Origin of the sequence: Pseudomonas koreensis, from assembly GCF_012986595.1 — a bacterium.
Classification (GTDB): Bacteria; Pseudomonadota; Gammaproteobacteria; order Pseudomonadales; family Pseudomonadaceae; genus Aquipseudomonas; species Aquipseudomonas koreensis.
In genome coordinates this window covers 823,404-837,299 of the sequence record NZ_JAAQYM010000001.1, presented here as the reverse complement: position 1 = coordinate 837,299, position 13,896 = coordinate 823,404, and the positions used below count along the sequence as shown (strand labels likewise).

At 62.4% G+C, this 13,896-nt stretch carries 12 protein-coding genes; 8 read left to right on the top strand and 4 right to left on the bottom strand.

The features are described 5' to 3' along the window. Window positions 1-45: 45 nt before the first annotated feature. Window positions 46-1,422: an L-serine ammonia-lyase gene (locus HBN98_RS03980; protein WP_083366974.1), complete on the bottom strand. Its 1,377-nt coding sequence runs from the start codon at window positions 1,420-1,422 to the stop codon at window positions 46-48. A gap of 135 nt (window positions 1,423-1,557) precedes the next feature. On the opposite strand from HBN98_RS03980, the gene HBN98_RS03975 reads away from it, so the two are divergent. Both HBN98_RS03975 and HBN98_RS03970 read left to right on the top strand, forming a co-directional pair. Next, window positions 1,558-2,505, top strand: a complete 948-nt coding sequence (locus HBN98_RS03975) for a LysR substrate-binding domain-containing protein (protein ID WP_083366973.1) — start codon at window positions 1,558-1,560, stop codon at window positions 2,503-2,505. A gap of 200 nt (window positions 2,506-2,705) precedes the next feature. Next, a complete protein-coding gene (locus HBN98_RS03970; protein ID WP_064586036.1) occupies window positions 2,706-3,110 on the top strand; it encodes an HPF/RaiA family ribosome-associated protein in 405 nt (134 codons plus the stop codon). Between the two features lie 213 nt (window positions 3,111-3,323). Here HBN98_RS03970 and fecA read toward each other — a convergent pair whose 3' ends face one another. The 3 genes from fecA to HBN98_RS03955 all read right to left on the bottom strand — a co-directional run bounded on the left by fecA (window position 3,324) and on the right by HBN98_RS03955 (window position 7,286). Next, entirely contained in the window at window positions 3,324-5,654 is a 2,331-nt protein-coding gene (gene fecA, locus HBN98_RS03965) for a TonB-dependent Fe(3+) dicitrate receptor FecA (protein WP_083366972.1), read from the bottom strand. 214 nt (window positions 5,655-5,868) lie between these two features. Next, the gene (locus tag HBN98_RS03960; protein WP_083366971.1) at window positions 5,869-6,801 is read right to left on the bottom strand and encodes a DUF4880 domain-containing protein; all 933 of its coding nucleotides are present in this window, start codon (window positions 6,799-6,801) and stop codon (window positions 5,869-5,871) included. Continuing rightward, window positions 6,798-7,286: a sigma-70 family RNA polymerase sigma factor gene (locus HBN98_RS03955; RefSeq protein WP_064586039.1), complete on the bottom strand. Its 489-nt coding sequence runs from the start codon at window positions 7,284-7,286 to the stop codon at window positions 6,798-6,800. The genes HBN98_RS03960 and HBN98_RS03955 overlap by 4 nt, the downstream gene beginning before the upstream one ends. A gap of 178 nt (window positions 7,287-7,464) precedes the next feature. Here HBN98_RS03955 and HBN98_RS03950 point away from each other — a divergent pair, with 178 nt between their 5' ends. The 6 genes from HBN98_RS03950 to HBN98_RS03925 all read left to right on the top strand — a co-directional run bounded on the left by HBN98_RS03950 (window position 7,465) and on the right by HBN98_RS03925 (window position 13,872). After that, entirely contained in the window at window positions 7,465-7,770 is a 306-nt protein-coding gene (locus tag HBN98_RS03950) for a DUF3649 domain-containing protein (RefSeq protein WP_083366970.1), read from the top strand. Next, on the top strand, window positions 7,767-9,356 hold the full coding sequence (locus HBN98_RS03945; RefSeq protein WP_083366969.1) for a PepSY-associated TM helix domain-containing protein: 1,590 nt from the start codon (window positions 7,767-7,769) through the stop codon (window positions 9,354-9,356). The genes HBN98_RS03950 and HBN98_RS03945 overlap by 4 nt, the downstream gene beginning before the upstream one ends. Continuing rightward, window positions 9,356-9,682, top strand: a complete 327-nt coding sequence (locus tag HBN98_RS03940) for a DUF3325 domain-containing protein (protein ID WP_083366968.1) — start codon at window positions 9,356-9,358, stop codon at window positions 9,680-9,682. Before HBN98_RS03945 ends, HBN98_RS03940 begins: the two co-directional genes overlap by 1 nt. Window position 9,683: 1 nt before the next feature. Further along, entirely contained in the window at window positions 9,684-10,250 is a 567-nt protein-coding gene (locus tag HBN98_RS03935; RefSeq protein ID WP_064586043.1) for an RNA polymerase sigma factor, read from the top strand. Further along, entirely contained in the window at window positions 10,247-11,236 is a 990-nt protein-coding gene (locus HBN98_RS03930) for a FecR family protein (protein WP_083366967.1), read from the top strand. Before HBN98_RS03935 ends, HBN98_RS03930 begins: the two co-directional genes overlap by 4 nt. Before the next feature lie 206 nt (window positions 11,237-11,442). Then, window positions 11,443-13,872, top strand: coding sequence for a TonB-dependent siderophore receptor (locus HBN98_RS03925; protein WP_083366966.1), 2,430 nt, complete (start codon window positions 11,443-11,445; stop codon window positions 13,870-13,872). Window positions 13,873-13,896 lie beyond the last annotated feature (24 nt).

Sequence of the window (13,896 nt, the reverse complement as noted above, 5' to 3'; positions counted from 1 at the left end):
GCCGGCCGCAAGTTGCGACCGGCCGGGGCGGTCAGGGAATGCGCGTCAGCACTCCACCCAGCTCACGGCCAGGCCGCCCCGTGAAGTCTCTTTGTATTTGTCGTGCATGTCGGCGCCGGTATCGCGCATGGTGCGGATCACCCGGTCGAGGGAAATGAAATGTTTGCCGTCGCCGCGCAGGGCCATTTGTGTGGCGTTGATCGCTTTCACCGCGGCGATGGCGTTGCGCTCGATGCACGGCACCTGCACCAGGCCGCCGACCGGGTCACAGGTCAGCCCGAGGTTGTGTTCCAGGCCGATTTCGGCGGCGTTTTCCAGTTGCTCGGGGGTGGCGCCGAGCACTTCGGCCAGGCCCGCAGCGGCCATGGCGCAGGCCGAACCGACCTCGCCCTGGCAGCCGACTTCGGCGCCGGAGATCGAGGCATTTTTCTTACACAGAATGCCGACGGCGGCGGCGCCCATGAAGAACGCGACGACATCATCGTCGGACGCGTCCGGATTGAATTTCATGTAGTAGTGCAGCACCGCCGGAATGATCCCGGCCGCACCGTTGGTCGGCGCGGTCACCATGCGCCCGCCGGCCGCGTTCTCTTCGTTGACGGCGAGGGCGAACAGGTTGACCCACTCCATCGCCGACAGCGTCGAACTGATCACGTTCGGCTTGCCGATTTCCAGCAGGCTGCGGTGCAGTTTCGCCGCACGGCGTGGCACGTTCAGCCCGCCGGGCAGGATGCCTTCGTGGCGCAGGCCCTGTTCGACGCACTCGCGCATCACCGACCAGATGTGCAGCAGGCCTTGGCGAATTTCATCGTCGCTGCGCCAGGCCCGTTCGTTGGCCATCATCAGCTCCGAGACCCGCAAGTCGTGCTGCTTGCACAGACTGAGGAGTTCGGCGGCGCTGGAAAAGTCATAGGGCAGCACGACGTCACCGGCAGGGGCGACACCGGATTCGGCTTCCGCCGCTTCGATGATGAAACCGCCGCCGATCGAGTAGTACGTTTGCGTGAACAACTCGGCGCTTTCGCCAAAGGCTGTCAGCGACATGGCGTTGGGGTGGTAGGGCAGGCTCTCGTCCAGCAGCAGGAGATCGTGCTGCCAGTTGAAGGCAATGTCTCGCTGCCCGGCCAGCGACAGCAGACCGCTTTCGCGCAGGTGCTGGATGCGCGGGTCGATGGTCGCCGGATCAACGCTGTCCGGCCATTCGCCCATCAGCCCCATGAGCGTGGCGCGGTCGGTGGCGTGGCCAATACCGGTGGCCGACAGCGAACCGTACAAACGGATTTCTACCCGACGTACATCGTTGAGCAACCGTTGGTCGATCAACGCCTCGGCGAAGGTAGCTGCGGCACGCATCGGGCCGACGGTGTGGGAACTGGACGGACCGATGCCGACTTTGAATAGATCGAAAACACTGATAGCCATGCTAAACCCTTACAAGCAATGGAGTAGGAATCGCTGCCATTTTTTGTAGGACAAGCGCAATGTCGGCGATACTGCCTACCTCGGTCCTACGTGACCAACGAAACTTCCTAAGAAAGCCTTTAGCAGGACTAAACGATGAGTCGTCAATTGCACGCCCAGACCTACGTCTGGCTGCAGGTGTTTTCCTGTGCCGCGCGGCACCTGTCGTTCACCCGTTGCGCAGAAGAACTGCACATCACCCCGGGGGCCGTCAGTCAGCAGATTCGCCAACTGGAAGAGCGCCTCGGCTTTCGCCTGTTCCACCGCCGGGCGCGGGGGGTGGAACTGAGTGCGGAAGGGCAGCGGCTGGCGATTACGGTCAATGAGGCCTACGGCAGCATCGATGCTGAATTGCGCCGACTGGATGCCGGAATGATCAGCGGGATTCTGCGGGTGCGCTCGATTCCGTCGTTCCTCAGCAAATGGCTGACCCCGCGTCTGCCCCGCCTGCAACAGCGCTATCCGGACATCCAGTTGCGCCTGGTGGCCGAGGACAGCAGTGTGCCGTTGCACGAGGGCGACTTTGATCTGGCGATTGACCTGAACGACGGCAGCTACCCGGGACTGTTATCCACAGCCTTGCTCGATGAGCAGATTTTCCCGGTGTGCGCGCCGAGCCTGCTGCGTGGGCGCCCGCCGCTGCATGGGCCGGCGGATCTGGGGCATTTCCCGCTGCTGCACGACATCACCGCCTGGCGCGGCAGTTACGAATATGCGGAATGGGAGTTCTATCTCAACGCGATCGGCTTCGAAGGCGCCGATGTCCGGCGCGGCCACACCTTCAATCGCAATCACCTGACCATCGAAGCGGCCATCGCCGGCATGGGTGTGGCGATTGCCCGGCGGACGTTGCTCAACGATGAGCTGGAGCGGGGGACTTTGATTGTGCCGTTCGGGCTGTCGGTGCCCAATCACAAACGTTACGTTTTGTTGTATGCGCCGGGGGCGTTGAGCCATCCGGGCGTGCGTGCCGTACATGACTGGCTGGTGGAGGAAGCGGCGATTTTCCGCAGCTTGCACCCGTTGAACGACGGGCAATTGTGAGCAGATTTTGCAGGGTTGCGTGGCGACCCAACTCCCGACCTTACCAGTGACTTGCTCGGTTGTCCGGCTTTTTTTGCGAATGAATATTTATCTTTTTTCAGGGGTTGAAATGTTCGTCAGTCGGGCCGATTGTTGTAACCAAGAGGTCAAGAAATTCAATTCAAGGCCTCTCGCGAGCTAGCTGAAATAAGGGATGAACTATGCAAATCCAAGTCAACAGCGATAACCATATTCAAAGTAGTCAACGACTGGAGGAGTGGGTACGTACAACCATTGAGAGCACGCTCGAACGTTATGAAGAAGACCTGACCCGTGTCGAAGTCCACCTGAGCGACGAGAACGGTGACAAACCAGGTCCCCATGACTTGCGCTGCCAACTGGAAGCGCGGCCAAAAGGCCATCAACCGATTTCCGTCACCCATAAAGCCGATTCGCTGGAACAGGCGATCGACGGTGCAGCCGAAAAACTGGAACACGCGCTGGAGCACCTGTTTGGCAAACTGCGGGGCAAACCCCGCGCCGCCATCGTGCCATTCAGCAAGGCGAATGACGCACTGCTGGAGGAAGAATTTCTCGAGAATGAACAGGCAGCGATCAACAGTTGATGCGCTGATTTTTCAAGCCACCCCATGAGAACGGGCCTGCGCAAGCAGGCCCGTTTTTGTTTGTGTTGCTGAACAGTGTGGCGAGGGAGCTTGCTCCCGCTGGGCGGCGAAGCGGCCCCAACACCTGCAAAGGCGTCCAACAGCCAGACCGCATTAGCAGGATTTACGTCTGCTTCGCAGCCGAGCGGGAGCAGCTCCCTCGCCACAGTTTTTTTAGAAAGCTACAGACGTCTGCACATAAACCGTGCGCGGCTCACCCACGTACTTGCCCTTGTTGTTGTCATCGAACGAGCGGGTGAAGTACTGGGTGTTGAAGATGTTCTTCACCCCCACCGCCACATTCAAATCCGACAGTTGCGGGCCAAAGTCGTAACCCGCACGGCTGCTGAACAGCATGTAGCCCGGGATCTTGCCAGTGCTGCCGTCGGCGCTTTCTGTCGAGGTGTTGGCGTTGTCGGCAAACTGGTCGCTCTGGAAGCTGCTATCCAGATTCAGCTTCCACGGCCCTTCGGTATAACCGACGCCAATCGTGCCTTTGTGTTTCGACGAGAACGGCACGCGGTTGCCCTTGTTCGGCCCGTCTTCGCGGATGGTCGCGTCGACGTAGGCGTAAGTCGCGTACACATCGAAACCGGCCAGCGCCGGGCTCAAGGCATCCAGTGCGTAATTGACGCTGGTCTCGATGCCTTGATGGCGGGTCTCGCCACGGGCGATCACCGAATCGTTGGTCTGGTTGCTTTCGTACTGGTTGTCGAAGTTGATCAGGAATGCGCCGATTTCCGCTCGCAGGGCGCCGTTGTCGTAACGGGTGCCGAGTTCCCAGGTGCGGGCCTTCTCCGGTTTGACTTCGCCGCTGCTCACGCGATTGGGCATCTGGCTGTACTGCACGCTGCCGAATGAGCCTTCGGTGTTGGCGTACAGATTCCAGCTGTCGCTCAGGTGATACAGCACGTTCAGCGCTGGCAGCGCGGTGTTGTAGTCGCCCTTGTATTTGGCGTTGGTCAGGTTGTTGGTCTGCTGCGACTCGATCATCTCGTAGCGCACGCCCGGGGTGATGGTCCATTTGCCGATGTCGATGCGGTCGTCGACGAACAATGCATTGGCTTCGGTGCCACCCCGAGTGTCGCGGTCGTTGCGGCTGTCGGTGGTCGGGTATTGGTTGCTGCTGATCGGCGTGCGGTAGCGCAACTCATGGCCGGCCTCGTTGATGTAGCGGTAGCCGACGCCGACTTCATGGCTGGTCGGGCCGAGATCGAAGCCTTGGGCGAACCGGGTTTCGAAACCGCGTACCCAGTACTCGCGCGGCGACAGCGAGAGGAAGCTGCCCTGATCCAGATAACCGCTGCGCAGGGTCTTGGTGAAGAAGGTGTTGGCGGTGAATTCGCGACGGTCTTCCTGATAGCGATAGCCGAAGTTGAACATCGTCCGACGGCCCCAGAACTGGTCTTTCGGGCGTGTTGACTGATACGGATCAGCGTCGTAATCGGCGACGTTGAGGCCGCCGGGCATATCGGCCTTGCCCTCGTAATACTGGGCCATGGCGTTGAAGCTGTTGGCCTCGTCGAGCTGGTATTTGCCCTTGAGGATCAGGTCGTCAATCTCGGTATCGCTGTGTTCACGCCAGTCGCCGCCCCGGGTGCCGGAGTACAGCAGCGCGCCGCCCAGGCCATTGTCATTGGTGCCGCCCGCGAGCAGGTTGGCGCTGGTCTTGAAGCCGTCATGGCTCGACGACGGGCTGGTTTCCGTCTGGAAGCCGCCCTTGACCGTCGGTTCGTCGGGGATGGCGCGGGTCACGAAGTTGACCACGCCACCGACGTTCTGCGGGCCATAACGCACGGCGCCGCCGCCACGCACCACGTCCACCGCATCCATGTTGCCCATGCTGATCGGCGCAAACGACAACTGCGGCTGACCATAAGGGGCGAAGGGCACGGGAATGCCGTCCATCAGCACCGTCGAGCGCGCCGCCAGCCGTGGGTTGAGGCCACGGATGCCGAAGTTCAGCGCCATGTCGTGACTGCCGGTGCCATTGTTTTCCGGGGCGTTGACCCCGGGAATGCGGTTGAGCACGTCGCGCGCCTGAGTCGCGCCCTGACGTTCGAAGTCTTCGCGGCGGATCACGTCGCGGGCGCCCGGATGCTCGAAGACGTTGACCTGCGCCGCGTCGCCGAGCCAGTCGCCAACGACTGTCGAGGTGTCCAGCTCCAGCGCGGTGTCGCTCACCGGTTGCAGGCTGAAGGCATTGTCGCCCTCGGCGCGGGCTTGCAGACCGGTGCCTTCGAGCAGGGCATCGAGACCTTGCGCAGCGGTGTAGCTGCCTTCCAGGCCACGGCTTTGCACGCCGTGGGTGATCTGCGAGCCGAAGGAAATGAGCACGCCGGCTTCACGACCAAACTGGTTGAGGGCGTTTTCCAGCGACGCCGGGGCGATGTGATAGGCCTTGGTTTCGGCGGCCAGGGCGGGCAGGGCGCTGAAGCTCAGGCTGGCGCCGAGAACGAGATGACGCAGGCTGCGGGCCAGTGGCGTGAGGCGGGTCGGGTGCATGAACGATGATCCTGAGAAGGTTGAATCAAGGGGGCTTTCCTTCTCTGTCACGCCAGATCTGAAAAACGGCTCACGGTTTACGAATATTTTTTTGAACGACTGTTTTCTGTGGCGAGGGAGCTTGCTCCCGTTGGGGCGCGAAGCGGCCCCTTTATTGAAGAAGGGGCCTGCTGCGCAGGCCAGCGGGAGCAAGCTCCCTCGCCACAGTTTTGTTTCAAACCCGGGCTTCGACGCTCACCCAATAGCGGGTAAAACGCCGCACGTTCACTGGCAGACTGATTTGCAGCAGATCGAGAATCCGTTCGCTGTCGTCCAGTGGATAAGTCCCGGAGATCAGCAGGTCGGCCACTCTGGCATCGCAATGCAACTGCCCGCGACGGTAGCGACCGAGCTCATCCAGAAAGTCCCCCAGGCGCATGTGCGCGGCAACCAGCATGCCCTCGGCCCATGCGCCGCTGTTGGCGTCCAGTGCCTTGGCTGCGCTGATCGAGGTGGCGCTGAAACTCAGCTGACGGGCGACGGGCAATAACATCGGTGCGCGCCCGTGGGCGTTCAATTCGACCTGGCCTTCAAACACGGCCACTTGGGTGCGATCGGCAAATTGCCGCACGTTGAGGCGCGCCGCCCGGGTTTTCAGAATGCCCTGTGCCGTGCGCACTTCGAACGCTTGCGTGGTGCTCAAGAGGATCTCGCCTTCCAGCAGACGGATCAGCCGGCGCGTGTTGTCCACGTCCGCCGCACTCGCGGTGTTGATCTGCAACTGGCTGTCCGCGCCGAGCGCCACCTTGCGTCGCTCACCCACCGGGCTGCGGTAATCGGCGAGCAGCGACGGCAGCGGATTGTGCTCGCGCACGCTCCAGGTGACGGCTGAACCGGCACCGACAATCAGCAGCAGTTTCAACGCCTGACGACGGCTGGCGGACTTCGCTCCGTTCAAGGTCGCGTGTGCCAGCGGCGAAGACACACCGCGCAAGCGCTGGTTGACTCGCTGGATGTGGTCCCATGCCCGACGGTGTTCACTGTGCGCGTCCAGCCACTGCTGCCAGGCCTGTTGCTGGCGCGGGGAGAGCGTGCCCTGCTGCATTTCCATCAGCCAATGCACCGCCTGCTCGGCTACGTGCGCGGAGAAATCCGGGACGCGGTTCATAGCGCGAAGTAACAGCGCATGGCTGCCTTGTTCAAATGACGTTTGACCGTGGCCACCGAGATGTTCAATTCAGCGGCGATCTGCGGGTAAGTCAGGCCATCGACCTGCGCCAGCAAAAAGGCGCGCTTGACCAGACGCGGCAAGCCGTCGAGCAACTGATCCAGCTCAATCAGGGTTTGCAGGATGATCGCTTTGTCTTCTTCCGACGGTGCAGTCATCTCCGGCATCTGCGCCAGGGTTTCGAGGTAGGCGCGTTCCAGATCCTGGCGGCGGTAATGATTGAACAGCACGCGTTTGGCGAGGGTGGTGAGGAAGGCGCGCGGTTCGATGATCAGCGCCGGTTCGCGCGCGGTCAGTACGCGGATGAATGTGTCTTGAGCCAGATCGGCCGCGCTCTCCGGGCAGCCGAGTCTGCGCCGCAACCAGCCGGTGAGCCAACGGTGGTGGTCGTGATAGAGCGATTCGACGGGATGGGCGGACGGCAACGGTATTACTCCGGGCGCATGCGGCATGCGTTAGAGAACAAGAACTGTTCGCATTGTAGAGGCGAGGAAGGTCGTCCGGCAATCAGATGCTTTTGCGTATGAGAATATTTATCATTAATATTGCTCGCCTGTTGGTTCGGCTTGTCGGCCGGACGTTTTTTCGTTTCAGGGTCGAAACATGAAAGGCAAAATCGCCTCACTTCCCATGTCCTATCGTCTGGCGGTCACCTCGCGGGTGCTGGCAGCGGTGTTTGGCGGCTATCTGGTCGCGGCACTGGCCAGTGTCACCCTGACGATGTGGCTGCCGTTGAGCCGCGCCGAAGCGGTGGTGACGGGCATGATCATTTCCTTTCTGGTGTATCTGGTCGCGGTGCTCTGGTGTTTCGCCTGCCGCACCGCGTGGTCGGCGTGGGTCGGGTTGCTGGTGCCGAGCGTGATTCTGGCGACGGCTTCCGGTGCCGCGCGTGGCTTGGGGTACGCATGAAAGAGGGCTTCCGCCAGGCCATGGCCTGGCTGCACACCTGGGCCGGATTGCTGTTCGGCTGGCTGCTGTTTGCGATTTTCCTGACCGGCACGCTGGCCTATTTCAAGGATGAGATCAGCCACTGGATGCAGCCGGAAATCCCCGCGCACGCTATCGATTCAGCGGCCAGCCTGAGCCTGGCGCAAGGCTATCTGCAGCAGCATGCCGCTGATGCCTCGCGTTGGGTTATCGACCTGCCGAATGCCCGTGATCCCGCGTTGTCCGTGCGTTGGCAAGACGCGCCGGCCGAGCGCGGTCAGCGCGGGCGCTTCACGCAAAAGACCCTCGACGCGCAGACCGGCGCCGAAATACAACCCCGGGACAGCCGGGGTGGCGAGTTCTTCTACCGCTTCCACTTCCAGTTGCAGATGCCTTATCCCTGGGGCCGCTGGCTGGCGACGATAGCCGCGATGGTGATGTTCGTCGCGCTGATCAGCGGGATCATCACCCACAAGAAAATCTTCAAGGACTTCTTCACCTTTCGCCCGCGCAAAGGCCAGCGTTCATGGCTCGACGGGCATAACGCGGTGGGTGTGCTGGTGCTGCCGTTTCACCTGATGATCACCTACAGCAGTCTGGTGATTTTCATGGCGATGGTCATGCCGGCGAGCATCCTGGCGTCCTACGGCACTGATCGCGATGCGTTTTACCAAGCGCTGTTTCCCGAAACGCCGATCCCGGAGCGCGCCGGCCAGGCGAGCCTGCTGCCAGCGCTGGCACCGTTATTGGCAAAGGCCAGCGAGCAATGGGCGGGTGGGCACACGGCTCGGGTCAGCGTCATCAACCCGGGCGACGCCAATGCCACGGTGCAGCTGTCCCGCGCCAGCTCCGACAGGATCGCCTATGAGTACGGCCACGACGTGACCTTCAACGGCGTCACCGGGCAGCTTCTTGGCGCCACGCCCGACAAACCGTTGCCGATGACGGTTGCCAGTGGTTTCTACGGATTGCACCTCGGCCATTTTGCCGGGCCGATCCTGCGTTGGCTGTACTTCATCTGTGGCCTGGCCGGCACCGCGATGATCGGCACCGGGCTGGTGATCTGGCTCGGCAAGCGTCAGCTCAAACACGCCAAAAGCGGCGTGATGCCGTTCGAGTTGCGGCTGGTGGAGGTGCTGAACATCGCCAGCATGGCCGGGTTGGTGCTGGCCGTGGCGGTGTTCTTCTGGAGCAATCGGCTGTTGCCGCTGAGCTTGAGCGGGCGGGCAGAGTGGGAAGTAAACGGCTTTTTCATCGCCTGGGGTTTGAGCGTGCTGCACGCGCTGCTGCGCCCGGGGCGCAAGGCCTGGATCGAGCAACTGACACTGGCGGCAGCGTTGTTCATCGCGCTGCCGCTGCTCAACGCCTTGACCACCGCGCATCACCTCGGTGTCACGCTGGTTCAGGGGGACTGGACACTGGCCGGATTCGATCTGACCTGCTTCGCGGCGGGCCTGTTCCTGGCGTGGGCCGCGTGGAAAATGCAGCGCGCCGGCCATAGCGTGCGGGTGAAAAAAGCCGCTCGCACCGCGCCCCGGCCAGTCACCCTTGAGCAGGGGACGCACTGATGCTGCTGGCGCTGCTGCTGTGCTATGCCGGGTTCACCGCGCTGTGTCTGTCGATGCCGCGACACCACGATGAACTGCTGGGCAACAAACCTTCGGCGCGGCGCGCCCGTCATTTGAAGCTTGCCGGATGGCTGTTGCTCGGCGCTTCACTGTGGGCTGCAGTGGCTGCCAACGGCTGGAGCTTCGGCCTGGTCGACTGGTTCGCGGTGTTGATGGGCAGCGCCTTGGTGCTGGTGTTGCTGATGCCGTATCGACCGAAACTGGCCTTGCTGCTGGCGGCGCTCAGCCTGCTGGCCACGCCGGTCGCCGCCTGGGCGCAGTGCTGAGATGCTGACCGGTCATCCCCCGGAATCCCGCGACGACGAGCCGCACGGCGCGCGTGCGCATTTTCTTCAGGTGTTCCTCTCCCAGCGTTCGCAGATGGAAGCGCTGGTGAACCGGCGCGTCGGCTGCCGGGCCACGGCGGCGGACCTGGTGCAGGACCTGTTCCTGCGCTTCTGGCGTCGGCCGCTGGTGCAGGTCGAAGAGCTCAGCACCTACCTTCTGCGCTGCGCCGGCAACATCGCGATCGATCATTTGCGTAGCGAAGGCACGCGGGTGCGAGTCAACGAGGGCTGGCAACCGGACGCGCCGGACAGCCACGGCAGCGAGCCGCAAGCCGCGCTCGAAGCGGGCAATGATCTGCGCCATGTCGAAGCGGCGTTGCGCGCCTTGCCCGAACGCACCCGGCAGATCTTTTTGCTCAATCGCATCCACGGTCGCAAGTACGCGGACATCGCCAAGGCCATGGGCCTGTCCCAAAGTGCTGTGGAAAAACATATGATGCGCGCCCTCGAGGCCTGCAAGGCCAGCCTGCGCGAACCCGCGCCACGCCTGCCAGGGAAAGCACCGTGAAACCCACCGACCGCGTCGCCCCGACGCCCGCTCAGGAACAGGCCGCGCTCGCCTGGCTGAGCCTGTTGCACGACCGCCCGAGCACCGGCGATCAACTGACGTTCAGCCACTGGCTGCGCGCCGACCCGGCTCACGCCGAGGCCTATGCCCAGGCGCAAGTGCTCTGGGAGTTGAGCGAAAGCCCGGCGCGGAGATTGGCCGATGAAGACGCGTTGGCGTTGCAGGGCTACCTCAATGCGATGGATCGTCCACGTCGCTCACCGCTGCTGCGCTGTTCGGGAGCGCTGGCGATGGCCGCGTGCCTGTTGCTGATGCTCAGCCTCGGCACGGGCTGGCAGCCGCAGCGCTGGATCGATGATCTGGGCGCCGATTACGTCTCGGCGCCGGGGGAAATCCGCACGGTGACCCTGGCCGATCAATCGCAAGTCACGCTGGACGCCGACAGCGCCATCGCCGTGGATTTCAGCCGGGGCGAGCGACATATACAACTGCGTCGCGGCGCCGGTTTTTTCACTGTGACGCACACCGGCGAGCCCTTTGTGGTCGAGGCCGAGAAAGGCCAGGCGCGGGTGCTCGGCACGCAGTTCGAAGTGCGTTTGCAACCGCAGGGCGCACAGGTCACGGTACTGTCCGGACGTGTTGGCGTGACGGCGGATCGCGATGCGCCACAGCAGATTCTGACCGCCGGCCAGCAAGTGGCATACGGGCAGGGCCGCGCTGAAAAACTGCACGCCGTGGACAGCGAAGCGCAACTGGCTTGGCGTCAGGGCTGGCTGACGTACTACAAGTCGTCGCTGGCCGAGGTGGTGGAGGATTTGCGGCGCTACTACCCGGGGCGGATTGTGTTGCTCAACGCTGAACTGGGCGCGCGCAGGGTCAGCGGCAGTTTTCCGAGCAAGGACCCGCAGGCGGTGTTGAGTTCGTTGCAAGGGGTGCTGGGGTTTGAGCAGCATCAGGTGCTGGGGCATCTGATCATTCTGCGCTGAGGCTGCCGGCGCCATCGCGAGCAGGCTCACTCCTGCATTTGGAATGCGTTCCCCCTTTAGGGGTGAGCCTGCTCGCGATAGCGTTCTTTTTCAGACTCCAAAAAATATTTTCCAAATGTGGTGAGGTAAACCCTGGGCCCATCCGTGTAGTGACTGAAACTGCGAGTCATTCGCATCCGTTGCGGTTCTACACAGGTCATTGAGTAATGAAGTCCAGGGCAAAATCGGGTTCGGTCAAACAGTGGTTGGGTGTTTCGGCATTGAGTTTTTCCGCATTGGCGCTGTTGCCGATGAGCGTGGCGCTCGCCGCTGAGGCCCTCAGCAGCCCGGCGCAACAGCAGTTCAGTTTTTCCCTGAATGCCAAACCGCTGCCGCAAGCCTTGAGCGACTTCAGCCGCGTCACCGGGCAAAGCGTGGTCTACACCGATGAAGCGCCGTATGGCCTCAATGCGCCGGCCGTCAACGGCCAGATGAGCGCCGAACAAGCATTGCAACGCCTGCTCAGCGGCTCCGGCATGACCTTCCGCCGCACCGACAGCCACACCCTGGCGCTGGAACCGCAACCCACCGAAGGTGCGCTCAATCTTGGCGCCACCACCATCACCTCGACCCGTGATGAGTCGATGACGTATCAACCGCCGCAAACCAGTTCGGTGATGCGCTCTTCGGCTTCGCTGCAGGAAATCCCGCAGACGGTCAACGTGATCCCGGCCCAGGTCATCCGCGATCAGACCCCGCGCAATCTCGACGACGCGCTGGCCAACGTCAGCGGCATCACCCAGGGCAACACCTTGGGCAGCACCCAGGATTCGGTGATGACTCGCGGTTTTGGCGACAACCGCAACGGCTCGATCATGCGTGACGGCATGCCGATCGTGCAGGGTCGCGGGATGAACGCCACGGTCGATCGCGTCGAAGTGCTCAAGGGGCCGGCCTCGCTGCTTTACGGCATCCAGGACCCGGGCGGCGTGGTCAACCTGGTCAGCAAGAAACCGGAATTGACCCAGTACAACGCCCTGACCCTGCGCGGCTCGAGCTACGGCGACGGCAAGAACGGCAGCGGCGGTACCTTCGACAGCACCGGTGCGCTGGGTGAGTCCGGGCTGGCCTATCGGCTGGTGCTCGATCACGAAGACGAAGATTACTGGCGCAACTACGGCACGCATCGCGAGACGCTGATCGCGCCGTCGCTGGCCTGGTTCGGCGAACGCACCAAGCTATCGTTCGGCTACGAGCATCGCGAGTTCCTCACGCCGTTCGACCGTGGCACGGTGATCGACCCGCGCACCAACCACCCGTTGGACATCTCGCGCAACGAGCGTCTGGACGAGCCGTTCAACGACATGGAAGGTCGTTCCGACCTTTACCATTTCGAGGCCGACCATGAACTCAACGACGACTGGAAAGCCCACTTCGGCTACAGCTGGAACCGCGAAACCTACGACGCCAGCCAGGTCCGTGTGACCGCCATCGACACCAAGAAAGGCACGCTGACCCGCAGCATGGACGGCACGCAAGGCGCGATCAGCACCGACCGCTTCACCACCGCCAGCCTCGAAGGCAAGGTCAACGTGCTGGGCATGCAGCATGACCTGGTGTTCGGCGTAGACGACGAGTACCGCAAGATCTATCGCGCCGACCTGATCCGCCAGAAAAGCCTGAGCACCTTCAGCTACGTCAATCCGGTGTATGGCCGCGAAGTCGAAGGCACTACGGTCAGCCCGGCGGACAGTGCGCAGACCGATCTGCTGCGCAGTGATTCGGTGTTCCTGCAGGACTCCATTCACCTCAACGACCAGTGGATTCTGGTCGCCGGCGGGCGTTTCCAGGAATACGACCAGTACGCCGGCAAAGGCGTGCCGTTCAAGGCCAACACCGACAGCAACGGGCAGAAGTTCGTGCCGCGTGCCGGTCTGGTGTATCGCTACACCGACGAGCTGTCGTTCTACGGCAGCTACACCGAATCGTTCAAACCCAACTCGACCATCGCCCCGCTCAGCGGCAGCAGCACCGTGCTCGACGGCAGCATTGCGCCGGAAGAAGCCAAGTCGTGGGAACTGGGCGCGCGCCTGGATATGCCGGGGCGCCTCACCGGTAACATCGCGCTGTTCGACATCAAGAAACGCAACGTGCTGGTGGCCAACTCCGAAGGCCCGACCACGATCTACAGTGCCGCCGGCGAAGTGCGTTCCCGGGGTCTGGAACTGGACCTGACCGGTCAACTGAGCGACCGCTGGAGCATGATCGGCGCCTATGCCTACATCGACGCCGAGGTCACCGAAGATCCGACTTACAAGGGCAATCGCCTGCAAAACGTGGCGAAGAACAGCGGCTCGCTGTCCGCGGTGTATGACTTCGGCAGCGTGATCGGTGGCGATCAATTGCGGGTCGGCGCCGGGGCGCGCTATGTCGGCGAGCGAGCGGGCAACGCGGTGAATGATTTCGACCTGCCGAGCTACACCGTGGCCGATGCGTTCGCTACTTATGACACCAAGCTCGAAGGGCAGAAGGTCAAGTTCCAGCTCAATGTGAAGAACCTGTTCGACCGCACCTACTACACCTCGGCGGCAAGCCGGTTCTTTGTGTCGATGGGCGATTCGCGGCAGATCTCGTTGTCGAGCACGCTGGAGTTCTGATTCGAAAACAGCAAAAGATCGCAG

What these genes read in the sequence shown, in the direction of transcription:
- HBN98_RS03970 (WP_064586036.1), top strand. Translation starts at nt 2,706, where the DNA reads ATGCAAATCCAAGTCAACAGCGATAACCATATTCAAAGTAGTCAACGA.
- fecA (WP_083366972.1), bottom strand. Translation starts at nt 5,654, where the DNA reads ATGCACCCGACCCGCCTCACGCCACTGGCCCGCAGCCTGCGTCATCTC.
- HBN98_RS03935 (WP_064586043.1), top strand. Translation starts at nt 9,684, where the DNA reads ATGCTGACCGGTCATCCCCCGGAATCCCGCGACGACGAGCCGCACGGC.
- HBN98_RS03980 (WP_083366974.1), bottom strand. Translation starts at nt 1,422, where the DNA reads ATGGCTATCAGTGTTTTCGATCTATTCAAAGTCGGCATCGGTCCGTCC.
- HBN98_RS03975 (WP_083366973.1), top strand. Translation starts at nt 1,558, where the DNA reads ATGAGTCGTCAATTGCACGCCCAGACCTACGTCTGGCTGCAGGTGTTT.
- HBN98_RS03960 (WP_083366971.1), bottom strand. Translation starts at nt 6,801, where the DNA reads ATGAACCGCGTCCCGGATTTCTCCGCGCACGTAGCCGAGCAGGCGGTG.
- HBN98_RS03925 (WP_083366966.1), top strand. Translation starts at nt 11,443, where the DNA reads ATGAAGTCCAGGGCAAAATCGGGTTCGGTCAAACAGTGGTTGGGTGTT.
- HBN98_RS03940 (WP_083366968.1), top strand. Translation starts at nt 9,356, where the DNA reads ATGCTGCTGGCGCTGCTGCTGTGCTATGCCGGGTTCACCGCGCTGTGT.
- HBN98_RS03950 (WP_083366970.1), top strand. Translation starts at nt 7,465, where the DNA reads ATGAAAGGCAAAATCGCCTCACTTCCCATGTCCTATCGTCTGGCGGTC.
- HBN98_RS03945 (WP_083366969.1), top strand. Translation starts at nt 7,767, where the DNA reads ATGAAAGAGGGCTTCCGCCAGGCCATGGCCTGGCTGCACACCTGGGCC.